The 25,242-nt window shown below is 55.6% G+C and carries 25 protein-coding genes and 1 pseudogene; 5 read left to right on the top strand and 21 right to left on the bottom strand.

Annotation, left to right across the window (positions count from 1 at the left end):
* Positions 1-23 precede the first annotated feature (23 nt).
* Positions 24-443 carry a MarR family winged helix-turn-helix transcriptional regulator gene (locus tag CWM52_RS13285; protein ID WP_100684541.1) on the top strand — a complete coding sequence of 140 codons (420 nt, stop codon included), beginning with the start codon at positions 24-26 and terminating at the stop codon, positions 441-443.
* Here the strand turns inward: CWM52_RS13285 and CWM52_RS13280 are convergent.
* Positions 443-658: pseudogene (locus tag CWM52_RS13280) on the bottom strand (LysR family transcriptional regulator); the annotation flags it as partial. The gene CWM52_RS13285 and the pseudogene CWM52_RS13280 sit on opposite strands and share 1 nt — an antisense overlap.
* Positions 659-689: 31 nt before the next feature.
* On the opposite strand from CWM52_RS13280, the gene CWM52_RS13275 reads away from it, so the two are divergent.
* Positions 690-1,067 (top strand): DUF4440 domain-containing protein, encoded by a 378-nt coding sequence (locus CWM52_RS13275; RefSeq protein ID WP_100684540.1) that lies wholly within the window; start codon positions 690-692, stop codon positions 1,065-1,067.
* 55 nt (positions 1,068-1,122) lie between these two features.
* Here the strand turns inward: CWM52_RS13275 and rpoS are convergent, their stop codons facing one another.
* From rpoS to cysG, 13 genes are all read right to left on the bottom strand, one after another.
* Positions 1,123-2,115 carry an RNA polymerase sigma factor RpoS gene (gene rpoS, locus CWM52_RS13270; protein WP_004866938.1) on the bottom strand — a complete coding sequence of 331 codons (993 nt, stop codon included), beginning with the start codon at positions 2,113-2,115 and terminating at the stop codon, positions 1,123-1,125.
* Positions 2,116-2,268: 153 nt separating this feature from the next.
* The gene (gene nlpD, locus CWM52_RS13265; RefSeq protein WP_100684539.1) at positions 2,269-3,390 is read right to left on the bottom strand and encodes a murein hydrolase activator NlpD; all 1,122 of its coding nucleotides are present in this window, start codon (positions 3,388-3,390) and stop codon (positions 2,269-2,271) included.
* A 124-nt stretch (positions 3,391-3,514) separates the two neighbouring features.
* Positions 3,515-4,141 (bottom strand): protein-L-isoaspartate(D-aspartate) O-methyltransferase, encoded by a 627-nt coding sequence (locus tag CWM52_RS13260; protein ID WP_100684538.1) that lies wholly within the window; start codon positions 4,139-4,141, stop codon positions 3,515-3,517.
* Positions 4,135-4,896 (bottom strand): 5'/3'-nucleotidase SurE, encoded by a 762-nt coding sequence (gene surE / locus CWM52_RS13255; RefSeq protein WP_100684537.1) that lies wholly within the window; start codon positions 4,894-4,896, stop codon positions 4,135-4,137. Before surE ends, CWM52_RS13260 begins: the two co-directional genes overlap by 7 nt.
* Positions 4,877-5,926: a tRNA pseudouridine(13) synthase TruD gene (truD, locus tag CWM52_RS13250; protein ID WP_100684536.1), complete on the bottom strand. Its 1,050-nt coding sequence runs from the start codon at positions 5,924-5,926 to the stop codon at positions 4,877-4,879. Before truD ends, surE begins: the two co-directional genes overlap by 20 nt.
* Complete coding sequence (gene ispF, locus CWM52_RS13245; RefSeq protein ID WP_100684535.1) at positions 5,923-6,402, bottom strand: 2-C-methyl-D-erythritol 2,4-cyclodiphosphate synthase; 480 nt, start codon at positions 6,400-6,402, stop codon at positions 5,923-5,925. Before ispF ends, truD begins: the two co-directional genes overlap by 4 nt.
* Positions 6,402-7,112, bottom strand: a complete 711-nt coding sequence (gene ispD / locus CWM52_RS13240) for a 2-C-methyl-D-erythritol 4-phosphate cytidylyltransferase (RefSeq protein ID WP_100684534.1) — start codon at positions 7,110-7,112, stop codon at positions 6,402-6,404. The genes ispF and ispD overlap by 1 nt, the downstream gene beginning before the upstream one ends.
* Positions 7,113-7,131: 19 nt before the next feature.
* Entirely contained in the window at positions 7,132-7,443 is a 312-nt protein-coding gene (gene ftsB, locus CWM52_RS13235) for a cell division protein FtsB (RefSeq protein WP_004866952.1), read from the bottom strand.
* Between the two features lie 140 nt (positions 7,444-7,583).
* Complete coding sequence (locus CWM52_RS13230) at positions 7,584-7,910, bottom strand: DUF3561 family protein (RefSeq protein ID WP_100684533.1); 327 nt, start codon at positions 7,908-7,910, stop codon at positions 7,584-7,586.
* Between the two features lie 48 nt (positions 7,911-7,958).
* Entirely contained in the window at positions 7,959-8,564 is a 606-nt protein-coding gene (gene cysC, locus CWM52_RS13225) for an adenylyl-sulfate kinase (RefSeq protein ID WP_100684532.1), read from the bottom strand.
* Positions 8,564-9,991: a sulfate adenylyltransferase subunit CysN gene (gene cysN, locus CWM52_RS13220; RefSeq protein WP_100684531.1), complete on the bottom strand. Its 1,428-nt coding sequence runs from the start codon at positions 9,989-9,991 to the stop codon at positions 8,564-8,566. Before cysN ends, cysC begins: the two co-directional genes overlap by 1 nt.
* 9 nt (positions 9,992-10,000) lie before the next feature.
* Entirely contained in the window at positions 10,001-10,909 is a 909-nt protein-coding gene (gene cysD / locus CWM52_RS13215; protein WP_004866959.1) for a sulfate adenylyltransferase subunit CysD, read from the bottom strand.
* A 9-nt stretch (positions 10,910-10,918) separates the two neighbouring features.
* Positions 10,919-12,325, bottom strand: coding sequence for a siroheme synthase CysG (gene cysG, locus CWM52_RS13210; protein ID WP_160703333.1), 1,407 nt, complete (start codon positions 12,323-12,325; stop codon positions 10,919-10,921).
* Positions 12,326-12,572: 247 nt separating this feature from the next.
* On the opposite strand from cysG, the gene CWM52_RS13205 reads away from it, so the two are divergent.
* The gene (locus CWM52_RS13205; RefSeq protein WP_100684529.1) at positions 12,573-13,616 is read left to right on the top strand and encodes an aminopeptidase; all 1,044 of its coding nucleotides are present in this window, start codon (positions 12,573-12,575) and stop codon (positions 13,614-13,616) included.
* A gap of 68 nt (positions 13,617-13,684) precedes the next feature.
* On the opposite strand, the gene cysH is transcribed toward CWM52_RS13205, so the two are convergent.
* The 3 genes from cysH to cysJ form a co-directional block, all read right to left on the bottom strand.
* The gene (gene cysH, locus CWM52_RS13200; RefSeq protein ID WP_100684528.1) at positions 13,685-14,419 is read right to left on the bottom strand and encodes a phosphoadenosine phosphosulfate reductase; all 735 of its coding nucleotides are present in this window, start codon (positions 14,417-14,419) and stop codon (positions 13,685-13,687) included.
* Between the two features lie 98 nt (positions 14,420-14,517).
* Complete coding sequence (gene cysI / locus CWM52_RS13195) at positions 14,518-16,230, bottom strand: assimilatory sulfite reductase (NADPH) hemoprotein subunit (RefSeq protein WP_100684527.1); 1,713 nt, start codon at positions 16,228-16,230, stop codon at positions 14,518-14,520.
* Positions 16,230-18,029, bottom strand: a complete 1,800-nt coding sequence (cysJ, locus tag CWM52_RS13190) for an NADPH-dependent assimilatory sulfite reductase flavoprotein subunit (RefSeq protein WP_100684526.1) — start codon at positions 18,027-18,029, stop codon at positions 16,230-16,232. Before cysJ ends, cysI begins: the two co-directional genes overlap by 1 nt.
* 319 nt (positions 18,030-18,348) lie before the next feature.
* On the opposite strand from cysJ, the gene queD reads away from it, so the two are divergent.
* Positions 18,349-18,711 (top strand): 6-carboxytetrahydropterin synthase QueD, encoded by a 363-nt coding sequence (gene queD / locus CWM52_RS13180; RefSeq protein WP_100684525.1) that lies wholly within the window; start codon positions 18,349-18,351, stop codon positions 18,709-18,711.
* Positions 18,712-18,790: 79 nt separating this feature from the next.
* Here the strand turns inward: queD and queE are convergent, their stop codons facing one another.
* Positions 18,791-19,462: a 7-carboxy-7-deazaguanine synthase QueE gene (gene queE, locus CWM52_RS13175; RefSeq protein ID WP_100684555.1), complete on the bottom strand. Its 672-nt coding sequence runs from the start codon at positions 19,460-19,462 to the stop codon at positions 18,791-18,793.
* 456 nt (positions 19,463-19,918) lie between these two features.
* Between queE and CWM52_RS13170 the strand changes: the two genes are divergently transcribed.
* Positions 19,919-21,028: an SDR family oxidoreductase gene (locus CWM52_RS13170; RefSeq protein ID WP_100684524.1), complete on the top strand. Its 1,110-nt coding sequence runs from the start codon at positions 19,919-19,921 to the stop codon at positions 21,026-21,028.
* An 81-nt stretch (positions 21,029-21,109) separates the two neighbouring features.
* On the opposite strand, the gene eno is transcribed toward CWM52_RS13170, so the two are convergent.
* The 3 genes from eno to mazG form a co-directional block, all read right to left on the bottom strand.
* A complete protein-coding gene (gene eno, locus CWM52_RS13165; protein WP_100684523.1) occupies positions 21,110-22,408 on the bottom strand; it encodes a phosphopyruvate hydratase in 1,299 nt (432 codons plus the stop codon).
* Between the two features lie 80 nt (positions 22,409-22,488).
* Positions 22,489-24,126, bottom strand: a complete 1,638-nt coding sequence (pyrG, locus tag CWM52_RS13160; RefSeq protein ID WP_100684522.1) for a glutamine hydrolyzing CTP synthase — start codon at positions 24,124-24,126, stop codon at positions 22,489-22,491.
* A gap of 223 nt (positions 24,127-24,349) precedes the next feature.
* Positions 24,350-25,141, bottom strand: coding sequence for a nucleoside triphosphate pyrophosphohydrolase (gene mazG, locus CWM52_RS13155; RefSeq protein WP_100684521.1), 792 nt, complete (start codon positions 25,139-25,141; stop codon positions 24,350-24,352).
* Between the last annotated feature and the right edge of the window lie 101 nt (positions 25,142-25,242).

Genomic DNA, 25,242 nt, shown 5'->3' with positions numbered 1-25,242 from the left:
GACGTTGTTTTTACGGAGTTCCCATGGAGTTAAGAAACGAGGCGTTCCACCTCTTGCGCCAGCTTTTCCAGCAGCACACCGCCCGCTGGCAGCACGAACTGCCAGAGCTGACTAAGCCCCAGTATGCGGTGATGCGCTCGATTGCAGAGCACCCGGGAATTGAACAGGTCACGCTGACGGAAGCGGCAGTCAGTACGAAAGCGACGCTGGCGGAAATGCTCAGCCGTATGGAGAGCCGCGGACTGGTCCGTCGCGAACACGATCCGGCGGATAAACGTCGCCGGTTTGTCTATTTAACCGCGGAAGGTGAAGCGTTGCTGGCACATTCAGTACCGCTGGGAAATGCCGTCGATGACGAGTTCCTGGGACGGTTGAGCGACGCAGAGCGCCAACAGTTCTCGCACATCATCCACAAGCTGATCGCTCAAGAAACAAAAGATTAGCGCTGGCTGAATTCGGCTAGTGCGGGAATAATCACCTGGGCGCCGTACTCCGGAGTCGTGGTGATACGGCGTTCACCGCTCAACCCGCTATGGCTGGCCCGCACCTCATCCTGCAGGTTTTCCGCCGTTTTCAGTAACGCCAGGCCGCGATGATAGAACAGCGACCCCGCCTCGGTGAGCGTGAGCCGTCGCGTGGATCGTAACAATAGCGATAGTCACGCGCCTGCACAAAAAAATGGAGACCCCATGAACCCGTATATTCAGGAAACGATCGACGCCCATGTGGCTATTGAAAACTGGCTGAGTCAGAAACAAGGCGCGGTAGAGGCCTTAATGGAACGCTTTTCCCCTGATTTTTCAATGATCGGTATCGGCGGAAACGTGATGAACCATCAGGCGCTCAGCGCTTTCTTTGCTACCTCAGGCGGCAGTCGTCCAGGCTTGCGCATCGCCATTGATAGCACGGCCACGCTCGCCGAATGGCACGATGGCGCGGTGATATGCTATCGGGAAAGGCAGTGTTTGCCCGAACAGGGCGAGACCATCCGTTGGTCAACGGTCTTATTCAGGAAAGCTGAAGGGCGCATTTTGTGGCGTCATTTACACGAGACCCGACAGGCGTAGCATGCAAAGAAAAAGGCCCGATCGTCCGATCGGGCCTTTTTGAGAGGAAAATGGCTTATTCGCGGAATAGCGCTTCGATGTTCAGCCCCTGTCCTTGCAGGATTTCCCGCAGGCGCCGCAGGCCTTCTACCTGGATCTGACGTACGCGTTCGCGGGTCAGACCAATTTCACGACCAACATCTTCAAGCGTAGCGGCTTCGTAGCCCAGCAGGCCAAAACGACGCGCCAGGACTTCACGCTGCTTGGCGTTCAGTTCGAACAGCCATTTAACGATGCTTTGTTTCATATCATCGTCCTGCGTGGTGTCTTCCGGACCGTTGTCTTTCTCATCGGCCAGAATATCCAGCAGCGCTTTTTCCGAATCGCCGCCCAGCGGCGTGTCCACTGAGGTAATACGCTCATTGAGACGCAGCATACGGCTCACGTCATCAACCGGCTTATCCAGCTGCTCGGCAATCTCTTCCGCACTCGGCTCGTGGTCCAGCTTATGGGACAACTCACGCGCGGTACGCAGATAGACGTTCAGCTCTTTGACAATATGGATAGGTAAACGGATGGTACGGGTTTGGTTCATAATAGCCCGTTCAATCGTTTGACGAATCCACCAGGTGGCATAGGTCGAGAAACGGAACCCACGTTCCGGGTCAAACTTCTCAACCGCGCGGATCAGCCCCAGATTGCCCTCTTCAATCAGATCCAGCAACGCCAGACCACGATTGCTATAACGACGAGCAATTTTCACCACCAGACGCAGGTTGCTTTCAATCATCCGGCGGCGTGAAGCCACATCACCACGCAATGCGCGACGGGCGAAATAAACTTCTTCTTCGGCCGTCAGCAGTGGGGAATAACCAATCTCACCCAAATAGAGCTGCGTCGCATCCAGCACGCGTTGCGTGGCGCCTTGCGACAGAAGATCTTCCTCGGCCAGATCGCTATCACTGGGTTCCTCTTCTACTAAGGCTTTCTCATCGAAAACCTCGACTCCGTTCTCATCAAATTCCGCGTCTTCATTTAAATCATGAACTTTCAGCGTATTCTGACTCATAAAGATGGCTCCTACCCGTGATCCCTGAGCAAAGCACCTTCGCGATACATCATTCAACGACGCCAGACGGAGACGTTTTGCCCCGGTGAAGGGGCAGTTGCGACCGGCCTGACGTCGGTTAACTGATGCGACGCTTATCCGTACTTCGCCAAATTATCGCTGCGGTAAATACTGCAGCGGGTTGACGGATTTCCCCTTGTAACGAATTTCAAAATGCAATCTTGTAGAGCTGGTGCCGGTGCTACCCATGGTAGCGATTTTCTGCCCCGCTTTAACTTCCTGTTGTTCCCGGACCAGCATTGTATCGTTATGAGCGTAGGCACTCAGGTAATCATCGTTGTGTTTGATGATAATAAGATTACCGTAACCGCGCAGCGCGTTACCGGCATAGACGACGCGCCCATCAGCGGTCGCGACAATAGCCTGTCCCTTACTGCCTGCAATATCAATACCTTTATTGCCGCCCTCTGCGCCACTAAAGTTCTCGATAACCTTGCCATCAGTCGGCCAGCGCCATGTGGAGATAGGCGAACTGGTTGACGTACTGCTTGCAGTCGGTTGGTTGCTGCTAACAGCGGGAGCCGTCACTGGCGCAACGACAGTCGTCGCTGGCTTATTGTTCGGCAACATCTTATTAGCATTCTGTTCACCTGAGGATTCAGAATACGTAATAGTTGGTTGTGACGCAACCACCGCGGTCGATTTTTGTGCAGTATTTGAGGCCGCCGTCGCACCTCCACTTGCCCGCACGCTTGCCGCAGCAACGGCGTTATCACCGGTGATCGGCTGGCCTGCGGAGTTGCCAACCTGCAGCGTCTGACCGACGTTCAGGCCGTACGGCGCGGGGATGTTGTTGCGTTGCGCGAGGTCACGGAAATCGTTGCCTGTTACCCATGCAATATAGAACAGCGTATCGCCGCGTTTCACGGTATAGGTGCTGCCGCCCGTATAGCTGCCTTTCGGAATATCGCCATATTTACGGTTATAGACTATCTTACCGTTCACGGTCTGCACCGGCTGCTGGGCCATCGGCTGAACCTGCGGCGCTGGCGTCTGAACCGGCTGTACCTGAGGTGTGCGCGGAACAATGGCGGATCCTGTCGTCGGCGGCGGAGTGATCAGCATCCCGGAATTCGTTCCCGAGGATGGGGCTCCACCCGCCGTGCTAACCGGCGCTGGCGGATGATTGGTGTTTGAACACCCCGCCAGCCAGAGTGAAACCAATGATAACGCCGCAATACGGCTTAAGGTAAATTTTGGGCTTCCCGCGCTCATTTATCCCCCAGGAATATGTTAACAGCCAATATCTTGCTTACCGGACAACACCCGGCCAGGACACTGAAAATGTGTCCACCCTACGCCTAAAGTCAGGCAAAAAAAACCTGGATTAATCCGGGTCTCATGCCAGCTCCCCTTGCACCAGGGGAACAAAGCGTACGGCTTCAACGGTATCCATCACAAATTCATTACCGCGACGACGGATCCGTTTCAGAAACTGATGCACCTCGCCGACCGGTAATACCAGCACGCCTCCCTCATCCAGCTGCGCCAGCAGCGCAGGCGGCACTTCCGGCGGTGCGGCGGTGACAATAATCGCATCAAAGGGAGCGCGTGCCTTCCAACCCTGCCATCCATCGCCATGACGGGTTGAAACATTATGTAAATCAAGTTGTTTCAGGCGACGACGCGCCTGCCACTGTAAACTCTTAATTCGTTCGACCGAACACACATGATGAACGAGGTGTGCCAGTATCGCCGTCTGGTAGCCTGAACCGGTGCCAATCTCCAGCACCCGCGATTCCGGCGTCAGCGTCAGAAGCTCCGTCATCCGCGCCACCATGTAGGGTTGCGAGATGGTTTGCCCCTGGCCGATAGGTAATGCCGTGTTCTCCCACGCCTTGTGTTCGAAGGCTTCATCAACGAATTTTTCACGCGGTACCTGGGCTATCGCCTCCAGCACGCGCTCGTCAACAATGCCCTGAGTACGCAGCTGATTCAGCAGGCTTTCAACACGTTTGCTTACCATTGAGTGTCCACTCCGACGCGATCCAGCCAGTCGGCCACCATCCCGTGAGCCTGGTGGGCGGTTAAATCAACGTGCAGCGGCGTCACGGAGACATAGCCTTCGTCGACGGCGGCAAAGTCGGTATCCGGCCCGGCATCGTGCTTCTCTCCCGGCGGGCCAATCCAGTACAGCGTATTGCCGCGCGGATCTTTTTGCGGAATAACCTGATCGGCGGGATGTCGGCTACCGCAGCGGGTCACGCGGATACCTTTGATCTGCTCAAGAGGCAGATCGGGCACATTGATATTGAGGATACGGCCGGTCCGCAGTGGCTCGCGGCTTAAAGCCCGCAGGATAGAGCAGGTGATGGCCGCCGCGGTGTCATAGTGCTGATGGCCATTCAGGGAGACGGCCAGGGCCGGAAAGCCGAGATGACGACCTTCCATTGCGGCAGCGACAGTGCCGGAGTAGATAACGTCATCGCCGAGATTGGGACCGGCATTAATGCCGGAAACCACGATATCCGGACGGGGACGCATCAGGGCGTTAACCCCGAGATAGACACAGTCCGTCGGCGTCCCCATCTGGACGGCGATATCGCCGTTATCGAAAGTGAAAGTGCGTAGCGAAGACTCGAGGGTCAGGGAATTTGATGCGCCACTGCGGTTACGATCGGGTGCAACTACCTGGACCTCAGCAAACTCCCGTAAGGCCTTCGCCAGGGTCTGAATGCCCGGCGCATGAATCCCGTCATCGTTACTCAGCAATATTCGCATAGTCACCCGTTGTATTGATAAGTTCCCTTACCACGCTGGTGGCGAAGCTGCCCGCTGGTAGCCAGAAATGCAGTTCAACGGTTACGTCATCCCACCAGTTCCAGCTCATCTGCTGCGGATAGAGCAACATCGCCCGGCGCGCCGCTTCGACTTTTTCACGCACCAGCAGAGCCTGGAGCGGCGTCTCTTCGGCAACAGCCGCCTGCTCGGCGGCCAGCGCCTCGCGTTGGCTGCCCCACTCACCGCTTCCCGGTAACGCCGCCGTAATCAGCAGTTCACGGTTATCAACCCGCTCCTGCAGCTGCATGCGCTCCTCAGAGGTGGCGACAAACCAGCTCCCGCGCCCCGCTAATTGTAGCGCATCGCCATCAACAACCTGATTAAATTCCGGTTTTTTTAATCTAATACTGACCTGTTGATTAAACAAGCCGCTACGCGCCGCCGACAGCCAAAAACTGCGTTTATTGCGATCGCGAACCGCTGCGCCGCTCTCCGCCCAGCGCAGCGCGCCCAGCAGATTACTGCCGCCAATACCAAAGCGCTGGGCGCCGAAATAGTTCGGCACCCCCTGCGCGGCAACAGCCTGCAGACGCCGCTCGACATCGTCGCGATCGCTGATTTCCCGCAGAATCAGAGTAAACTGGTTGCCCTTGAGCGCGCCGAGCCGCAGCTTGCGTTTATGCCGCGCGTATTCCAGCACCTGGCAACCTTCCAGCTGAAACTTGCTCAGGTCGGGCATCTCTTTGCCCGGGAGTCGGGCGCACAGCCACTGTTCGGTCACGGCATGCTTATCTTTCTGCCCGGCAAAACTCACTTCACGCGCATGGATTTTAAGAAACTTAGCCAGCGCATCAGCCACAAACCGCGTATTGCAGTCCGTTTTCAGAATCCGTACCAGCAGATGCTCACCTTCGCCATCCGGCGCAAAGCCGAGATCTTCGACCACCACGAAATCTTCCGGGTTGGCTTTCAGTATCCCCTGCCCCTGTGGTTTACCGTGCAGCCAGGTGAGGTCATTGAAAGCGATCATGACTGAGCCTTATGCAGCAGCGCCACCGCTTCACAGGCGATGCCTTCACCGCGGCCGGTGAAACCGAGCTTCTCGGTAGTGGTGGCTTTGACGTTGACCTGATCCATATGGCAGCCGAGGTCTTCGGCGATAAAGACACGCATCTGTGGAATATGCGGCAGCATTTTCGGCGCCTGAGCAATGATGGTGACATCCACGTTTCCGAGGGTATAGCCTTTGGCCTGAATCCGCCGCCAGGCTTCGCGCAGCAGTTCGCGGCTGTCGGCGCCCTTAAAGGCCGGGTCGGTATCCGGGAACAGCTTGCCAATATCCCCCAGCGCCGCCGCCCCCAGCAGGGCATCGGTCAGCGCGTGCAGCGCCACGTCGCCATCGGAATGGGCCAACAGCCCTTTTTCGTAAGGGATGCGTACCCCACCAATAATGATTGGGCCTTCACCACCAAAAGCGTGTACGTCAAAACCATGTCCAATTCGCATTAAGCCTTCTCCTGGTGTCGGGAACGGGTAAGGTAAAATTCTGCCAGCGCCAGGTCTTCCGGGCGCGTCACTTTAATATTATCAGCTCGTCCGGCCACCAGTTCGGGATGGAAGCCGCAGTACTCCAGCGCCGAGGCTTCATCGGTGATGGTCGCGCTTTCATTAAGCGCGCGCGTCAGGCACTGGAGGAGTAATTCACGCGGGAAAAATTGCGGCGTCAGCGCATGCCATAGGTCATTGCGATCGACGGTGTGCGCAATAGCCCCCTTGCCGGGTTCAGCGCGTTTCATGGTATCGCGCACCGGCGCGGCGAGAATGCCCCCCACGCGACTGGTTTCGCGCAGCGCCAACAGGCGCCGGAGGTCGTCCTGGTGCAGGCACGGGCGCGCGGCATCGTGCACCAGCACCCATTCGGCTTCGGGCAACGCCTGCAGACCAGCCAGTACGGAGTCAGCGCGCTCGGCGCCGCCGTCGACGACGGTAATTTGTGGATGGGTGGCCAGCGGCAGTTGGCTAAAGCGGATATCGCCGGGACTGACGGCAATCACCACGCGCTGCACGCACGCGTTCGCCAGCAGCGCGGCGACCGCATGTTCGAGAATCGTTTTGTTACCGATTGAGAGATATTGTTTCGGGCATTCCGTTTGCATACGGCGGCCAAAACCGGCCGCCGGCACCACGGCGCAAACACCCGGAAAAGTGGCTGCCATGTCGTCATCCTGGGCTTGTTTATCGATTGTTCTGCGTCGACCCCTGGTTGCGCTTAGACGCATCCGGGACCAGACGATAAAATGTTTCGCCCGGGCGGGTCATGCTTAGTTCATTGCGTGCGCGCTCTTCGATCGCTTCCTGACCGCCGTTAAGGTCATCGATTTCCGCAAAGAGTTGATCGTTGCGCGCCTTTAATTTGCTGTTAGTGGCTTGCTGCGCGGTGACGTCATCATTCACCCGGCTATAGTCATGCAGACCATTTTTACCGAACCACAGCGAGTACTGTAGCCAGACCAGCAAAGCCAATAGTAGCAGCGTTAATTTACCCATTCTGCCCCCTGAAAAACGGCATCATCATCCCATAACTCGCCCGAGTATTTCACTCCGACGCGCGGACGATGCCGCGTAACGCGGGGACTGTAACACATTTCTGTCGCCGATACCCAGGCTTGATTCATACGCAGAAAGGACTATCCCAGCAGCCAGAGAAACAGCAGGCCAAACATCATCCCCACGGTCAAAATCGTCGCGCATGCGCTGTACAGGAGCTTACCGCTCAACAGCGAGTGCAGCGCAATCCCAACCACAACGGCGACCGGCATTAAGGCGAGAAAAAAGGGCCAGGTGTAGAGAAGGAAAAATAACGTATTACTGCCATACATGAGGAAGGGAATACCCAGCGCCAGCAGCCATGAAATAAAACCCACGGCGGCGCCTGACAAAGACCAGGTGGTCTCGTCATGGGACACCGCGGGCGGTTCCGGACGAATAAGACTGATGTTCTGGGTATTGCGCATATCGAATCCTGTTGACCTGGCGACCGGCATCTCAATGCCGCCGCCGTTTCAGGATCTGATAATATCTTGCTGTCTGAGGAGGTCTAATAGTTGGTGCACCAAATTTGTTACCAATTGTTCACCATCCAGATGAATTTCCGCCTTTTCTGGCGATTCGTACACCGAATCTATCCCGGTAAAGTTGCGCAATTCACCCGCACGCGCCTTCTTGTATAACCCTTTTGGATCCCGCGCCTCGCAGATAGCCAGCGGCGTATCGACAAACACTTCGATAAAAGTCCCTTCGCCCAGGCGCTCACGCACCATCTGGCGTTCAGCGCGGTGCGGGGAGATAAAGGCGGTCAACACCACCAGCCCGGCATCAACCATCAGTTTCGCCACTTCCCCGACGCGACGAATATTTTCTTTACGATCGCTATCGCTAAAACCGAGATCGCTGCACAGGCCGTGCCGCACGTTATCGCCATCCAGCAGATAGGTGCTGACGCCCAGTCGATGCAGCGCCTCTTCCAGCGCACCGGCAACGGTAGACTTACCAGAGCCGGACAGCCCGGTAAACCACAGCACCACCCCGCGATGGCCGTGGTGATGTTCGCGCTGCTGCCGGGTGACCGGATGGGCGTGCCAGACGACGTTTTCGTCATGCAGGGCCATTACTTGCCTCCCAGCAGGTCGCGCGCATCCCAGTGCGGGAAGTGTTTACGGATCAGCTGGTTCAGTTCCAGTTCAAACGCGCTGTAGGAGGATGCCGACGCCTGACGTTGTTCCTGCGGTTCGCGCACCATACCGGCGCCCACCGTCACGTTGGTCAGCCGATCGATGAAGATCAGCCCGCCGGTGACCGGGTTATGCTGATACTTGTCCAGCACCAGCGGCTCGTCGAAGGTCAAATCGACAAGGCCAATCCCGTTCAGCGGCAGCGACTCGACTTCACGCTGGGTCAGGTTATTGATATCAACCTGATAGCGAATCCCGTCGACGCGAGCGCGGGTTTTCTTGCCGGCAATTTTGATGTCATAGCTCTGACCCGGGGCTAACGCCTGCTCGGCCATCCACACCACATCCACGCTGGCGCTTTGCACCGCAGGCAGCGTCACCTGCGCATCGACCAACAGGTCGCCGCGGCTGATATCAATCTCATCTTTCAACACGATGGTGATGGCTTCACCGGCACCGGCTTCCTGCAGGTCGCCGTCAAACGTCACAATACGCGCCACGCTCGACTCCACGCCCGACGGCAGTACCTTCAGGCGCTGTCCGATCGTCACGCTGCCGGAAGCCACAGTACCGGAGAAACCGCGGAAATCGAGGTTGGGCCGGTTAACAAACTGGACCGGGAAACGCAGCGGCTGGCTTTCCACCACGCGACGAATTTCAACGGTTTCCAGCACTTCCAGCAGCGTCGGGCCGCTGTACCACGGCATACTGGCGCTCTGGGTTGCGACATTGTCCCCCTCGAGGGCAGAAAGCGGAACAAAGCGAATATCAACATCGCCCGGCAGCTGCTCCGCAAAAGAGAGATACTCTTCGCGAATGCGATTAAACGTCTCTTCGCTAAAATCCACCAGGTCCATTTTATTCACCGCCACCACCAGGTTTTTAATTCCCAGCAGCGTCGAGATAAAGCTGTGGCGGCGGGTCTGATCGAGCACGCCTTTGCGCGCATCCATCAGCAGAATCGCCAGATCGCAGGTGGAAGCGCCGGTGGCCATATTGCGAGTGTACTGCTCGTGCCCCGGCGTATCGGCGATAATAAATTTGCGTTTCTCGGTGGAGAAATAGCGATAGGCGACATCGATGGTGATGCCCTGCTCGCGCTCAGCCTGCAGGCCATCCACCAGCAGCGCCAGATCCAGTTTTTCACCCTGCGTACCGTGACGCTTACTGTCATTATGCAGCGATGAGAGCTGATCTTCGTAAATCTGCCGGGTATCGTGCAGCAGGCGGCCAATCAGGGTACTTTTCCCGTCATCGACGCTGCCGCAGGTCAGGAAACGCAGCAGGCTTTTGTGCTGTTGCGCGTGCAGATAAGCTTCTACGCCGCCTTCATTAGCAATTTGTTGGGCAATGGTCGTGTTCATGGCGGCTCCTTAGAAATACCCCTGACGTTTCTTCAGCTCCATGGAGCCGGCCTGGTCGCGGTCAATCATACGACCCTGACGCTCGCTGGTGGTGGAGACCAGCATCTCTTCAATAATCTCCGGCAGCGTCTGCGCGTTGGATTCCACCGCGCCGGTCAGCGGCCAGCAGCCTAAAGTACGGAAGCGCACCATCTGCTTTTTGATCATCTCGCCCGGTTGCAGATCGATACGATCGTCATCAATCATCATCAGCATACCGTCGCGCTCAAGCACCGGACGCTCGGCCGCCAGATACAGCGGAACGATTTCAATATTTTCCAGATAGATGTACTGCCAGATATCCAGCTCGGTCCAGTTGGAGAGCGGGAACACGCGGATGCTTTCGCCCTTGTTAATCTGGCCGTTGTAGTTGTGCCACAGCTCCGGACGCTGGTTTTTCGGATCCCAGCGGTGGAAACGGTCGCGGAAAGAGTAGATACGCTCTTTGGCGCGGGATTTTTCTTCGTCGCGACGGGCGCCGCCGAAGGCGGCGTCAAAGCCGTATTTGTCCAGCGCCTGCTTCAGACCTTCGGTCTTCATGATGTCGGTGTGCTTGGCGCTGCCGTGAACAAACGGGTTAATCCCCATCGCCACCCCTTCCGGGTTTTTGTGCACCAGCAGTTCGCAGCCGTAGGCTTTGGCAGTCCGGTCGCGGAATTCATACATTTCGCGGAATTTCCAGCCGGTATCAACGTGCAGCAGCGGAAAAGGTAAGGTTCCCGGATAAAACGCTTTACGCGCCAGATGCAGCATAACGCTGGAATCTTTACCGATGGAGTACATCATCACCGGGTTAGAGAATTCGGCGGCCACCTCGCGAATAATATGGATGCTTTCCGCCTCCAGTTGCCGCAGGTGAGTGAGTCGTTTTTGGTCCATAACCGTTCCTTAAGCCAGATTCACCACAGACGCGTTAAACGCATCTGCTTGAGTTGTTTGTTGAAACCAGGCGAGCTGTTGGTGTAATTGCACCACTTCGCCCACCACCAGCAGAGCAGGCATCGGAGCATCTTTCGCCAGCTCTTCGAGCTGCTGTAATGTGCCCGTTATCGTTTGCTGATCGGCGCGGGTGCCGCGAGAAATTACCGCCACCGGCGTATTGCTGTCCCGGCCGTGGGCGATAAGCTGCGCGCTAATTTCCGCCGCTTTCATCGTCCCCATATAGATAGCCAGCGTCTGACGACTCTGCGCCAGCAGCGACCAGTCGTGCGCGGCGCTGTCAGCCTTGTAATGACCGGTGACGAAGGTGACGCTCTGGGCGTAATCGCGATGGGTCAGCGGAATGCCGGCATAGGCCGTCGCCCCGGCGGCAGCCGTTACGCCCGGGACCACCTGAAACGGGATCCCTGCATCGGCGGCGGCCTGTAGTTCTTCGCCGCCGCGTCCGAAAATAAACGGATCGCCGCCTTTCAGGCGCACCACCGTTTTGCCTTCTCGCGCCGCATCGACCAGCATCTGGTTCGTTTCATGCTGCGGCACCGAATGTTCGCCCGCGCGTTTACCCACGCAAATCATCTCGGCGTCGCGGCGCACCAGCTCGCGGATCTCCGGCGTCACCAGATGGTCATAAAACACCACGTCCGCCTTCTGTACCGCCTGCAGGCCGCGCAGCGTCAGCAGCCCGGCATCGCCCGGTCCGGCGCCGACGAGAATAATTTCACCCAGCCGTTTTTCCGGCTGATACAGTTCTTCTTCCAGCGCCTTATCGGCGGCGGCTTTATTTCCGGCAATCATCAGACTGGCAAAGCGGCCATTGAAGACCCGCTCCCAGAAGCGCCGCCGCGCTGCGGTGGTCGTCAGATGGGTTTTAATATGCTGCCGCCAGTAGCTTGCCGCTTCGGCAACACGTCCGAGATTGGTCGGCAGTAAAGCTTCAATTTTTTCGCGAATCAGCCGGGACAGTACCGGCGCCGAACCGCCGGAGAAAATGGCGATCAGCAGCGGAGAGCGGTCCACGATGGAGGGAAAAACCACCGAGCAGAGCGGCTGATTATCGACAACGTTCACCAACCGGTAACGGGCGCTGGCGGCAGCGGAAACCCGCTGATTGAGCGCGTCATCGTCGGTCGCGGCAATCACTAAAAAGACGTCGTCGAGCTGGGGTTCTTCAAATTCGTGGGCCCGCCACTGAATCTCCTGACGCTCAACCAGAGCGGCGACGTCTTCGCATAAGGCTGCCGCCACGACCTGCACGTTGGCTCCTGCCCGCCGCAAGAACATAATTTTGCGCGCCGCAATGTCCCCGCCGCCAATAACCAGCACCGGTTTTGCTTTCAGTTCGGCAAATAAGGGCAAATAGTCCACGTTGCAACAACCCGCTTACAATCAGTCATAGAGCGACTATAGGGTGCTGTTTAGAGCAAATGAAATTACTAAATGGAATGAGTAGTTACCCAAAAGAATAACGACCTGAAAAAGCAAATATCAAAAAGTGCTTAACGCGCGACTTTTCCGCTATTTAAGAGGAAATGAAATTGTTTAACCGCAGTCACAGTTTCATACTAAGGGCGTTAAATATTTCCCTCGAGAAAGGACCCCCGCTATGTTTTCCGCGTTGTGCCGCCGCCTCCTTCCCCTGGCGCTTGGCGCAGGTTTTGTTTTCTCCGCCCCGGCTTTCAGCGCCATCGGCGAAACCGCAAATACCCAGGCTCGTCATATCGCGACTGTTTTTCCCGGAAGAATGACCGGTTCACCCGCAGAAATGCTGTCAGCGGACTATGTGCGTCAGCAGTTTGCCCAAATGGGCTATCAAAGCGACATCCGCAGCTTCCATGCGCGCTATATCTACAGCAATACGGATAAACGGAAAAACTGGCAAAACGTCACCGGCAGCACCGTCATTGCCGCCCACGAAGGCGCGGCTCGCCAGCAGATCATTGTGATAGCCCATCTCGATACCTATGCCCCGATGAGCGATGCTGACGTCGAACGCAACCTTGGCGGTCTGACTTTGCAGGGCATCGACGATAATGCCATGGGTGTCGGCGTGTTGCTGGAGCTGGCCGAGCGGTTGAAAAGTGTGCCCACCCACTATGGCATCCGCTTTATTGCTTCAAGCGGCGAAGAAGAAGGTAATCTCGGCGCGCAAAATGTCCTGAAACGAATGAACGATGCGGAGAAGAAAAATACGCTGCTGGTGATTAATCTCGATAACCTGGTGGTTGGCGATAAGCTCTATTTTAATAGCGGGCGCAGCACTCCCGCCTCGATTCGCAAACTCACCCGAGACCGCGCGCTGGCCATTGCGCGCAGCAAAGGGATCGCCGCCTATACCCATCCAGGCCTCAATCATGATTCTCCGCAGGGGACCGGCTGCTGTAATGACGCCAGCATTTTTGATAGCGCGGGGATCCCGGTCCTGTCCGTGGAGGCCACGAACTGGTCGCCGGGTAAGAAAGATGGCCATCAGCAGCGCAACAAATCCGCCGCCTTCCCGCAAGGAACCCGCTGGCATGACGTGCAGTTCGATAACCAGCAGTATATTGATAAAGCTCTGCCGAGCCGTATCGAACGCCGCAGCCGCGATGTCGTCAAGGTGATGCTGCCGCTGATAAAAGAGCTGGCGAAGGCAGAGAAGCACAGCTAATCCGCTGGCCGATGATATGAAAAGCCCTCGTCGTTCAGACTGAGGGCTTTGTCTCAGGAAACCGTCTCTTAGCCTTCGTGCAGTCCGCACTCGCGCTTAAGACCAAAGAAACGGGTCTCTTCTTCCGCCATGCCCGGCTCCCATTTGCGGGTAGTGTGGGTATCCCCTACCGACAGATAGCCTTCATCCCACAGCGGATGGTATTTCAGCCCGTGTTTTTGCAGATACTGGTATACCGTCCGGTTATCCCAGTCGATGATCGGCAGCACCTTAAACACGCCGCGCTGTACCGCCAGCACCGGCAGCGTGGCGCGGCTGCCGGACTGTTCCCGGCGGAGTCCCGCAAACCAGGTTTGCGCGTTCAGCTCTTCCAGCGCCCGGTTCATCGGTTCGACTTTGTTGATTTCATTGTATTTTTCAATGCCTTCAACGCCCTGCTCCCAAAGCTTACCGTAGCGTGCCTCCTGCCAGGCGGCGCTCTCCTTCGCCCGATAGACCTTCAGGTTCAGCTTGAGCTTGTCCGTCAGCTCGTCGATAAAGCGATAGGTTTCCGGGAACAGATAGCCGGTATCGGTCAGAATGACCGGAATATCCGGCCGTACCTGATTGACCAGATGCAGACTCACCGCCGCCTGAATACCAAAACTTGACGAGAGCACATAGTCACCCGGCAGGTTTTCCAGCGCCCACGCCACGCGCCCTTCGGCGTCCAGCGTTTCGAGATGCGCGTTGGTTTCTGCGAGAGCCAGAATACGTTCGACTTTTGGCAATGCGTTAAGCGCGTTTAGATCGAGTACGGACATAAAGACCTCGTTAGCCTGTTTTGCCGGGCGGCACTGCGTTTGCCCGGCCTACTAAACCCGTAGACCCGGTAAGCAAAGCGCCACCGGGCAATTGGGTGTTACTCCCAGAAATCCCGTGCGGGATCGAGCACCGGGCGAATGATGCCCGCACGCACCGTAAAGTCGCCGAAGCCTTCACCCGCTTCGCGCTCTTTCGCCCAGCGCCCTACCAGTTGGTCAATTGAATCGAGAATCTCCGACTCGGTTATATTCTCGCGATACATCCGTGGAATACGCGTCCCGCTGCGGTTACCGCCGAGATGCAGGTTGTAGCGACCCGGCGCTTTACCCACCAGCCCGACTTCCGCCAGCATCGCACGGCCACAACCGTTCGGACAGCCGGTTACGCGCGTCACGATATGCTCATCGCTCACGCCGTACTTGCTCATGATCCCGTCGACCTTATCAATAAACGACGGCAGGAAGCGTTCTGCTTCGGCCATCGCCAGCGGACAGGTCGGGAAGGAGACGCAGGCCATTGAGTTTTCACGCTGCGGGGTGACGGCATTCATCAGCCCGTGGTCGCGCGCCAGCTTCTCAATCCGGGCCTTTTCCGTCTCCGGAACGCCGGCAATAATCAGGTTCTGGTTCGCCGTGATCCGGAACTCGCCCTGATGGATCTTCGCTATCTCCAGCAGACCGGTTTTCAGCGGACGGCCTGGGTAATCAAGAATACGTCCGTTTTCAATAAACAGCGTCAGGTGCCATTTTTTGTCGATCCCTTTGACCCAGCCGATGCGATCGCCGCGACCGGTGAACTCATACGGACGGATCGGTTCAAACTTGATCCCCGCCCGGCGCTCCACTTCGGCCTTGAACGTCTCGACGCCGACGCGCTCAAGCGTATATTTGGTTTTCGCATTTTTACGGTCGGTACGGTTGCCCCAGTCACGCTGGGTGGTGACAACGGCTTCCGCGACCGCCAGGGTATGCTCCAGCGGCAGGTAGCCAAACTCGCTCGCCGTACGGGCGTAGGTTTTTTTGTTGCCGTGCTCAATAGACAATCCGCCGCCGACCAGCAGGTTAAAGCCGACCAGCTTGCCGTTTTCGGCAATCGCCACGAAGTTCATGTCGTTGGCGTGTAGATCGATATCGTTCTGCGGCGGGATCACCACGGTGGTTTTGAACTTACGCGGCAGATAAGTCTGACCGAGGATCGGTTCTTCGTCAGTGGTGGCGACCTTTTTCTGATCGAGCCAGATCTCCGCATAGGCGCGGGTACGCGGCAGCAGGTGCTCAGAGATCTTTTTCGCCCACTCATAGGCTTCAGCATGCAGCTGAGACTCGTGCGGGTTAGAGGTACAGAGCACGTTACGGTTCATGTCGTTGGCGGTGGCCAGCGCGTCCAGACCAACCGAGTGCAGCATCTGATGCACCGGCTTCACGTTCTTCTTCAGAATGCCGTGGAACTGGAACGTCTGACGGTTGGTCAGACGAATGCTGCCGTAAATGGTGTTATCGGCGGCAAATTTATCAATCGCCTGCCACTGCGTGGTGGTGATAACGCCACCCGGCAGACGGCAGCGCAGCAGCATCGCATGACGCGGCTCCAGCTTCTGTGCCGCGCGCTCGGCGCGGATATCACGGTCATCCTGCTGATACATGCCATGAAAGCGAATCAGCAGAAAGTTGTCGCCTTTAAAGCCACCGGTGAGGGGGTCGTTTAAGTCTTCTGCGATCGTGCCGCGCAGGTAGTTGCTCTCTACCTTCATACGCTCGGCGTCGGTCAGTTTACCTTCGACCACCAGAGGTCCTGGATGTTTTTCGCTCATTAGTAGACATCTCGCTGATAACGGCGCTCAACGCGCAGCTCACTTAAAAATTCGTCCGCCGCTTCGGCGTCCATCGCGCCGTATTCGGCAATCACTTCCAGCAACGTCTGCTCAACGTCTTTCGCCATACGATTGGCATCGCCGCAGACATAAATATGGGCACCGTCATTAATCCAGCGCCACAGTTCGGCCCCCTGCTCGCGCAGCTTGTCCTGAACATAGACTTTTTGTTGTTGATCGCGGGACCAGGCCAGGTCGATACGGCTCAGCACGCCTTCTTTGACGTAGCGCTGCCATTCCACCTGATAGAGGAAATCTTCCGTAAAGTGCGGGTTGCCGAAGAACAGCCAGTTCTTGCCTTCCGCACCATCCGCCGCACGCTGCTGCATGAAGGCACGGAACGGTGCAATACCGGTCCCCGGGCCAATCATAATCACCGGCGTCTGCGGGTTGGCAGGCAGACGGAAGTTGTCGTTGTGTTCGATGAAGACGCGAACTTCACCCTCTTCTTCCAGGCGATCGGCCAGGAAGCTGGACGCACCGCCAGCGCGGGCGCGGCCTTCGATGTCGTAGCGAACGGCGCCAACGGTGATATGGACTTCGCTTTCGACTTCCGCCTGCGATGAAGCAATGGAGTAGAGACGCGGCGTCAGCGGACGCAGCAGACCGATTAAGGTGTCAGCATCCAGTTGCGCCGGAGAGAAACGCACCATATCGACGATTGGGGTGTTGGCGGCATACTGTTGCAACTGGGCTTTGTCGCCCACCAGCGGCAGCAGCGTCTCGCTACGGGTCAGGGTGGCATAGTTTTCGACGATAGTGGCGGTGTTGACCGTGAGTTCAAAATGCCACTGCAGAGCTTCTGCCAGCGGCAGGGTTTTGCCCTCGACGGTTACCGACTCGTCACCCTTCAGCCACAGCAGTTCAACCAGCTCTTTCACCAGCTCAGGATCGTTCTGATACCAGACGCCCAGCGCATCGCCAGGCTGGTAACGCAGACCGGAGTCAGCGAGGTCGATTTCAATATGGCGCACATCTTTTTCAGAATCGCGGCCGGTGATTTTCTGATTCACCGCCAGCGTCGCCGTCAGCGGCGCTTCTTTGGTATACGGGCTGGAGTGAATGTCATTCACCGCCCCGCTTGCCGCGGCCTGGGTCGGAGCCGCGGCTGGCGCACGGGCTTTCAACACGTCGACCACGCGCGCGCGCCATTGCGCCGCCGCAGGCTGGTATTCGACGTCAGCGTCAACGCGATCCAGCAGGCGTTCACCGCCCAGCTCAGCCAGACGGCTGTCAAAATCTTTCCCGGACTGGCAGAAGAATTCGTAGGAGGTATCGCCTAAGCCAAATACCGCAAAGGCGGTGCCTTCAAGCTTCGGCGCTTTTTTGGAAAACAGGAATTTATGCAGCGCAACGGCCTCTTCCGGCGACTCGCCCTCACCTTGCGTCGACGTCACGATAACCAGCAGCTTTTCGGAGGCAATTTGTTTGAATTTATAGTCGCCTGCGTTCACCAGTTTAACGTTCAGCTGTGCTGCCAGCAGATCGTCACGCAGCGCTTCCGCCACCCGGCGGGCGTTGCCGGTTTGCGATGCGGAAATAAGGGTAATGCCCGGCATTTCTGCCGCCTGCGCAGGAACCGCTGTCGCCGCGCCAGCGTGCTGATTCAGCACGCCCCAAAAGTAGCCCGAAACCCAGGCAAGCTGAGTCGGCGTGAAGTCTGTCGTGGCCGCCTGAAGGCGCGCCAGTTGCTCCGGGTTCAGCGGAAGCAAATTGGAAGGTGGGGCCTGTGTCGTCATGCGTCGTTATGTTCCAGTAAGCAAAGCTGTTATTCGCACCCTGTCAGCGCGGCAAAAACAGAAGAGAATGTAAGGTTAACGGTGCTAATAGTAACAATTAAAGAAGGGATGGAAATAACAAATAACCAAATGGACTAACCTGTTTTAGTTATAGTTATTAACAACAAAAACGATTAATTAAGCTCATGAAATTAAAAAGAATATTACGTAATCAGCTGGCGAATGCGTCGATATTTTGCTCAGGGCAGTTTTAGTTAATGATAAAAAAATCGCTTTCCGGTACCCTACGGCGGTTTTTTTGTCTTATTGAGAGTAAAAGATGTCCACCACCCTGTTTAAAGATTTCACCTTCGAAGCCGCCCATCGCCTGCCTCACGTACCGGAAGGTCATAAGTGCGGTCGCCTGCACGGCCACTCTTTTATGGTGCGACTGGAGATTACCGGTGAAGTCGATCCCCATACGGGTTGGATCATGGATTTTGCCGAACTCAAGGCCGCGTTTAAACCGACCTACGATCGCCTGGATCACTACTACCTGAACGATATTCCCGGCCTGGAAAATCCAACCAGCGAAGTGCTGGCGAAGTGGATTTGGCAGCAGATGAAACCGCTGGTGCCGCTGCTGAGCGCCGTGATGATTAAAGAGACCTGCACCGCTGGCTGTATCTATCGCGGCGAATAACGCGCGGGTCGTAAACCGATCGTTTGCTGGCCCGCAGAACACAAAGGCCCGGTATGCATCCTGCAACCGGGCCTTTTTATCAGGCAATATTCAGATATTTATGCGTCTGCATCGACAACCGCCAGTTACGGGCGATACAGGTTTCGATACATAAACGCGTGGCGTCGTCTTTCTGACTGATGGGCTGCAGGGCAATGATCCGCGGTTTTTCATCGCTCAGCGTTTCCAGCAGTTCGTCCAGCGCTTCGATATCCCGCACGCGCCCTACCGGATGCTTAATTTCATCGGCCCGCAGCAGCGCCTGCGACAGCACGTCATAACCACCGCGCATATTGACCTTCGGCGATACCGTTACCCAGGTATTGGGGCTACAGCGCACTTCATGAGTACCGCTGGTTTCAATCTGGCAACTGAATCCGTTCTGCTCCAGCAGCATAGTCAGCGGCGTTAAATCGTGGATGCAGGGTTCACCGCCGGTGATCACGACGTGACGGGCGGTCCAGTCCTGACGCCCAATGATCGCCAGCAGGTCTTCGCCGCTTGCCGGGCCCCACTTATCGCTCTCTTTGGTTTTCGCCAGAATACTAAACAGCGACACTTCCCGATCCGCAAGCTTATCCCAGGTATGTTTAGTATCGCACCAGGCGCAACCAACCGGGCATCCCTGCAGACGAATAAAAATGGCAGGCACGCCGGTGAAGTAACCCTCGCCTTGCAAGGTCTGGAACATCTCGTTAATCGGGTACTGCATAATCATCTCTGTTTAAGTTCGAAACGCGCATTATCGCAGATTTAGCGCCCGGGGTCTTGTCTTCAGCAGTGATTGCACATTATCCGCTATCCATGGTTCTATACTGCTTGTCGTGAGCCATTGCTTCCGGCGCCTTAGCAGGATATTGCTTCACCTGATTGGCTCAGCCGTTTTATTTTTCTCTCCATTGATGTAACAAAATATTTTATATATAACATTTATATGAAACTATAAAACTCGAAAAGAAAAATAAAACATCTATAAAAATCAGCATAGTACAAATGGATACATAATAAATGGAATCTTTTTAAATGTCAGAATGTCTTATCTAATCCGCATCGGCTAGTAACCTTAATTTAGTCTTAAGAAGCCATTTTAATCCCCTTTTTCTATTGATTTACTGTTTAGTTTTCCCCGCTTAGAATCCAGTCGACTAACCATGTTGAGACTGCATTCATGAATACATTATTAATTACAGGCGTTACCGGATTTCTGGGGGGAGCGGTTTTAGAGAATATCCTGAATCAAAAAAAAGGAATTAATCTACTGCTTTTAGTTCGTGCCGAAAATGCCGAAGCGGCTCTTAACCGCGTGAAAGAAAACATGCGCAAATTCAACATTGCTGAGGAAAAACTGGCGGCGCTGACCTCGCGGAATATCCTCCTCGGTGATTTGGTCAATCCACAAGGGTTTCTTGACGATCCGCGCCTGGAGCAGGTGACTCACGTCCTCAACTGCGCTGCCGTCGCCTCCTTTGGCAATAACCCGCTCATCTGGAAGGTGAACGTGGAAGGCACCCTGCAGTTTGCCCAACGCATGTCCCAGGTTGCCGGATTACAGCGCTTTCTGCACGTCGGCACGGCAATGTCATGCTCGCCTGAACCTGACTCGTTGGTGGCGGAAAGCGCCGAATTCCGTGAGCGCGCTGAACACCTTGTCGAGTACACTCACTCTAAATCCGCAATAGAACAACTGATGCAGCAGACCTGTCCGACGCTTCCGTTGACGATCGCTCGCCCGTCGATTGTGGTGGGCCATACTCATCACGGCTGTCAGCCCTCCAGCAGTATCTTCTGGGTATTCAGCATGGGTTTAATGCTGCAAAAATTCCTCTGCTCGATGGAAGATCGGATCGATGTGATTCCCGTCGACTATTGCGCCGATGCGCTGATGATGCTGCTTGATAACCAGCTTGCGCGCGGCGAAGTCGTGCACATTTCGGCAGGCGAAGAAAATAGCGTGAAATTTGCGGAGATCGATCGCGCCATGGCCTCTGCGCTGGAACAGGTGCCCGTCGGCGATAAGTATGCGCAGGTCAGCTATGAGACGCTGGTCAAGATGCGTCGCGAACTGAAGGATATCTTCGGGCCCTGCAATGAACGTCTGATGCTCAAAGCCATGCGCCTCTATGGTGCCTTCGCGACCCTTAACGTACGCTTCAGCAACGATAAGCTGCTCAGTCTGGGAATGCCGAAGCCACCGCGCTTTACCGATTATATCGATCGCTGCGTACAGACCACCCGCGGGCTTTCGATTCCGCAGCAGATGGCGGTCGACTTTAAGTAATCGCCGGCGCGAAGATAAACCGCAAAGGTAAAAAAAATGCCAGTCCGAAGACTGGCATTTTCATATCAGATAAAGACAGGCTTATGCCTGACCTTTGATCTCTTTACGACCGTTGTACGGTGCTTTTTCGCCCAGCGCTTCTTCGATACGAATCAGCTGGTTGTATTTAGCAACGCGGTCAGAACGGCTCATAGAACCGGTTTTGATCTGGCCTGCAGCGGTACCCACTGCCAGGTCAGCGATGGTCGCGTCTTCAGTTTCGCCAGAACGGTGAGAGATAACGGCAGTGTAGCCAGCGTCTTTCGCCATTTTGATCGCAGCCAGAGTTTCGGTCAGGGAACCGATCTGGTTGAATTTGATCAGGATGGAGTTAACGATGCCTTTGTCGATACCTTCTTTCAGGATCTTGGTGTTGGTTACGAACAGATCGTCACCAACCAGCTGGATTTTGTCGCCCAGGACTTTAGTCTGGTATGCGAAACCAGCCCAGTCAGATTCGTCCAGACCGTCTTCGATAGAAACGATCGGGTACTGTTTGGTCAGGTCTTCCAGGAAGTGAGTGAACTCTTCAGAGGTGAACGCTTTGTTGCCTTCGCCAGCCAGAACGTATTTACCGTCTTTGTAGAATTCAGACGCTGCGCAGTCCATCGCCAGAGTGATGTCTGTGCCCAGCTCGTAACCTGCTGCTTTAACCGCTTCAGCGATAACAGCCAGCGCTTCTGCGTTGGAACCCAGGTTCGGCGCGTAGCCGCCTTCGTCACCCACTGCAGTGTTCATACCTTTAGCTTTCAGAACTTTAGCCAGGTTGTGGAACACTTCAGAACCCATACGTACGGCTTCTTTCAGGGATTTAGCGCCAACCGGCTGAATCATAAATTCCTGGATGTCGACGTTGTTGTCAGCGTGCTCGCCACCGTTGATGATGTTCATCATCGGAACCGGCATGGAGTATTTGCCCGGAGTGCCGTTCAGCTCAGCGATGTGTTCGTACAGCGGCTGGCCTTTAGAGGCAGCGGCTGCTTTGGCGTTAGCCAGGGACACAGCCAGAATGGCGTTCGCACCGAAGTTAGATTTGTTTTCAGTACCGTCCAGGTCGATCATGATTTTATCGATGCCAGCCTGATCTTTGGCGTCTTTGCCAAGGATAGCCTGAGCAATCGGGCCGTTGACCGCGCCAACAGCTTTCAGTACGCCTTTACCCATGAAACGGGATTTGTCGCCATCGCGCAGTTCCAGCGCTTCGCGGGAACCAGTAGAAGCACCTGACGGAGCTGCTGCCATACCAACGAAACCACCTTCCAGGTGTACTTCGGCTTCAACAGTCGGGTTACCACGGGAGTCGATGATTTCACGACCGATGACTTTAACGATTTTGGACATTAGGTTTTCCTCAGTACAAGTTAAACTAAAACTCCAGACAAACAATGCACCCGAAGGGGTGCATTGCCGTTCTAACTCTTTTACTTCGCCTGACGCTTTTGATACTCGCTTGCCGCTTTCACAAAACCGGCAAACAGCGGATGGCCATCACGCGGCGTCGAAGTAAACTCCGGGTGGAACTGACAAGCAACGAACCACGGGTGATTCGGCACTTCGATGATCTCGACCAACTGATCATCCCCGGAACGGCCTGCAACACGCAGGCCCGCATTTTCAATCGGTTTCAACAACATGTTGTTGACTTCGTAGCGGTGACGGTGGCGCTCGGTAATGATTGACTCACCGTACAGCTGGCGCACCAGGCTCGCGTCGTCCAGCTGGCACTGCTGCGCGCCCAGGCGCATGGTGCCGCCGAGGTCGCTCTTCTCAGAGCGCACTTCAACGTTGCCTTCTTCATCACGCCATTCAGTAATGAGCGCCACGACCGGATACTTACAGTCTGGCACAAATTCTGTGGAGTTGGCGTTTTCCATCCCCGCGACGTTGCGCGCGAACTCAATCAGCGCAACCTGCATACCCAGGCAAATACCCAGATACGGAATATTATTTTCACGCGCATAGCGTGCAGTGGCGATCTTCCCTTCAACACCGCGGTAGCCGAAGCCGCCAGGGATCAGGATAGCGTCGAGATTCTTCAGAATTTCAACGCCGCGCGTTTCCACATCCTGCGAATCAATCAGCTTGATGTTAACGGTCACGCGGTTTTTCAGACCACCGTGTTTCAGCGCTTCAATCACTGACTTGTACGCGTCCGGCAGTTCAATGTACTTGCCGACCATACCGATCGTGACTTCACCAGCCGGATTAGCTTCTTCGTAAATCACCTGTTCCCATTCGGCCAGGTTTGCTTCCGGGCAGTTCAAGCTGAATCGTTTACAAATATAATCGTCAAGGCCCTGAGATTTCAACAGGCCTGGAATTTTATAAATGGAATCGACATCTTTCATCGAAATAACGGCTTTTTCTGGCACGTTACAGAACAATGCAATTTTTGCACGTTCGTTAGCCGGAATCGCACGATCGGAACGGCACACCAGAATGTCAGGCTGAATACCGATGGACAGCAGTTCTTTTACAGAGTGCTGAGTCGGTTTGGTTTTGACTTCACCCGCTGCCGCCAGATAAGGAACCAGGGTCAGGTGCATGAACAGCGCGTGTTCACGTCCGATATCTACCGCCAGCTGACGGATAGCTTCGAGGAACGGCAGGGATTCGATATCGCCGACGGTACCACCGATTTCTACCAGCACCACGTCATGGCCTTCGCCACCGGCAAGCACGCGTTCTTTAATGGCGTTAGTGATGTGCGGGATAACCTGTACGGTTGCGCCCAGATAGTCGCCGCGGCGCTCTTTACGCAGAACGTCGGAGTAAATACGGCCCGTGGTGAAGTTGTTGCGGCGGCTCATTTTGGTACGGATGAAACGCTCGTAGTGCCCCAGGTCCAGATCGGTTTCAGCGCCGTCTTCAGTAACGAACACTTCCCCGTGTTGGATTGGGCTCATGGTGCCCGGATCGACGTTGATGTACGGATCCAGTTTCATCATGGTTACGTTAAGCCCACGGGCTTCGAGAATAGCGGCCAGGGAGGCTGCGGCAATGCCTTTACCCAGAGAGGATACGACCCCGCCGGTCACAAAAATATAGTTCGTTGTCATGCTGAACCTGAGAAGTTAGGGTGAAACGATGGAATAACCAGGACGGGAAAGTAGTATACCCGAACACGGCGAGCGCCACAAACTTTCATTCTCCGTCTCCTTTCCAGGTCATGACAAACATAAGGAGTGAGAAAATAGCCCCTTTTGGGTAAATGTTTTTGACGCAAATCAAGCGCTTGTCATTTAAAAAATCACACAAATAGCGCTTGATCGCAAAATTTCTTTAGAGATCAGTTTCCTGGCGTTTTACCTCTTGCCACACTTCCTCCATGGTATCGAGGTCTACACCGGTCATTTCCAGGCCGCGAGCGGCGACGATTCGTTCAACTTCACGGAAACGACGTTCGAATTTCAGGTTCGCTTTCTGCAAGGCGACTTCAGCTTTTACCCCTAAATGGCGGGATAAATTGACCGTTGCGAACAGCAGATCGCCCATCTCCTCCTCCAGTTTAGCTTCATCGACGACCGCCTGCTGCGCTTCGTGCATGACCTCATCGATCTCTTCATGCACTTTATCCAGCACCGGTCCGAGCGATGTCCAGTCAAACCCTACCGCCGAGCAGCGACGCTGAATTTTGTGCGCACGCATCAGCGCCGGCAGACTGTGCGGAATGTCGTCCAGCGCGGAATGCTGCGCCTTTTCCGCCCGTTCAGCGCTTTTTATCTGCTCCCAGCGCGCCAGCACGTCAGCGCTGTTGCCGGCGGTAGCCTCGCCGAAGATATGCGGATGACGGCGCTCCAGCTTGTCGCTGATGGCGGCACAGATGTCGTCAAATGCAAAGCGACCTTCTTCCTGGGCCATCTGGGCGTAGAACACCACCTGAAACAGCAGGTCCCCCAGCTCGCCGCGCAGATCGTCGAAATCTTCACGGGCGATGGCATCCAGCACTTCGTACGTCTCTTCAAGGGTATACGGGGCGATAGTGGCGAAGGTCTGCTCTTTGTCCCACGGACAGCCGTTTTCCGGATCACGCAGGCGTTTCATAATGCCAAGCAGGCGATCGATTTGGGTCATAGTGATTCCTTGCAACATATTGGTTTTATTTACCTTCCCCGGCTAAAACACGGGAAAAATCAGCGCAGTTCGCGGGTAAAAGACGCGCAAAACCCTCTCTC

Source organism: Raoultella sp. T31 (assembly GCF_002806725.1).
Lineage (GTDB): Bacteria > Pseudomonadota > Gammaproteobacteria > Enterobacterales > Enterobacteriaceae > Klebsiella > Klebsiella electrica.
The sequence above is the reverse complement of the archived record's forward strand: the minus strand, read 5'-3'. Positions and strand labels throughout refer to the sequence as shown.

Coding starts and splice junctions, on each gene's coding strand:
- CWM52_RS13285 (WP_100684541.1), top strand. CDS start 24: ATGGAGTTAAGAAACGAGGCGTTCCACCTCTTGCGCCAGCTTTTCCAG.
- CWM52_RS13275 (WP_100684540.1), top strand. CDS start 690: ATGAACCCGTATATTCAGGAAACGATCGACGCCCATGTGGCTATTGAA.
- rpoS (WP_004866938.1), bottom strand. CDS start 2,115: ATGAGTCAGAATACGCTGAAAGTTCATGATTTAAATGAAGACGCGGAA.
- nlpD (WP_100684539.1), bottom strand. CDS start 3,390: ATGAGCGCGGGAAGCCCAAAATTTACCTTAAGCCGTATTGCGGCGTTA.
- CWM52_RS13260 (WP_100684538.1), bottom strand. CDS start 4,141: ATGGTAAGCAAACGTGTTGAAAGCCTGCTGAATCAGCTGCGTACTCAG.
- surE (WP_100684537.1), bottom strand. CDS start 4,896: ATGCGAATATTGCTGAGTAACGATGACGGGATTCATGCGCCGGGCATT.
- truD (WP_100684536.1), bottom strand. CDS start 5,926: ATGATCGCTTTCAATGACCTCACCTGGCTGCACGGTAAACCACAGGGG.
- ispF (WP_100684535.1), bottom strand. CDS start 6,402: ATGCGAATTGGACATGGTTTTGACGTACACGCTTTTGGTGGTGAAGGC.
- ispD (WP_100684534.1), bottom strand. CDS start 7,112: ATGGCAGCCACTTTTCCGGGTGTTTGCGCCGTGGTGCCGGCGGCCGGT.
- ftsB (WP_004866952.1), bottom strand. CDS start 7,443: ATGGGTAAATTAACGCTGCTACTATTGGCTTTGCTGGTCTGGCTACAG.
- CWM52_RS13230 (WP_100684533.1), bottom strand. CDS start 7,910: ATGCGCAATACCCAGAACATCAGTCTTATTCGTCCGGAACCGCCCGCG.
- cysC (WP_100684532.1), bottom strand. CDS start 8,564: ATGGCCCTGCATGACGAAAACGTCGTCTGGCACGCCCATCCGGTCACC.
- cysN (WP_100684531.1), bottom strand. CDS start 9,991: ATGAACACGACCATTGCCCAACAAATTGCTAATGAAGGCGGCGTAGAA.
- cysD (WP_004866959.1), bottom strand. CDS start 10,909: ATGGACCAAAAACGACTCACTCACCTGCGGCAACTGGAGGCGGAAAGC.
- CWM52_RS13205 (WP_100684529.1), top strand. CDS start 12,573: ATGTTTTCCGCGTTGTGCCGCCGCCTCCTTCCCCTGGCGCTTGGCGCA.
- cysH (WP_100684528.1), bottom strand. CDS start 14,419: ATGTCCGTACTCGATCTAAACGCGCTTAACGCATTGCCAAAAGTCGAA.
- cysI (WP_100684527.1), bottom strand. CDS start 16,230: ATGAGCGAAAAACATCCAGGACCTCTGGTGGTCGAAGGTAAACTGACC.
- cysJ (WP_100684526.1), bottom strand. CDS start 18,029: ATGACGACACAGGCCCCACCTTCCAATTTGCTTCCGCTGAACCCGGAG.
- queD (WP_100684525.1), top strand. CDS start 18,349: ATGTCCACCACCCTGTTTAAAGATTTCACCTTCGAAGCCGCCCATCGC.
- queE (WP_100684555.1), bottom strand. CDS start 19,462: ATGCAGTACCCGATTAACGAGATGTTCCAGACCTTGCAAGGCGAGGGT.
- CWM52_RS13170 (WP_100684524.1), top strand. CDS start 19,919: ATGAATACATTATTAATTACAGGCGTTACCGGATTTCTGGGGGGAGCG.
- eno (WP_100684523.1), bottom strand. CDS start 22,408: ATGTCCAAAATCGTTAAAGTCATCGGTCGTGAAATCATCGACTCCCGT.
- pyrG (WP_100684522.1), bottom strand. CDS start 24,126: ATGACAACGAACTATATTTTTGTGACCGGCGGGGTCGTATCCTCTCTG.
- mazG (WP_100684521.1), bottom strand. CDS start 25,141: ATGACCCAAATCGATCGCCTGCTTGGCATTATGAAACGCCTGCGTGAT.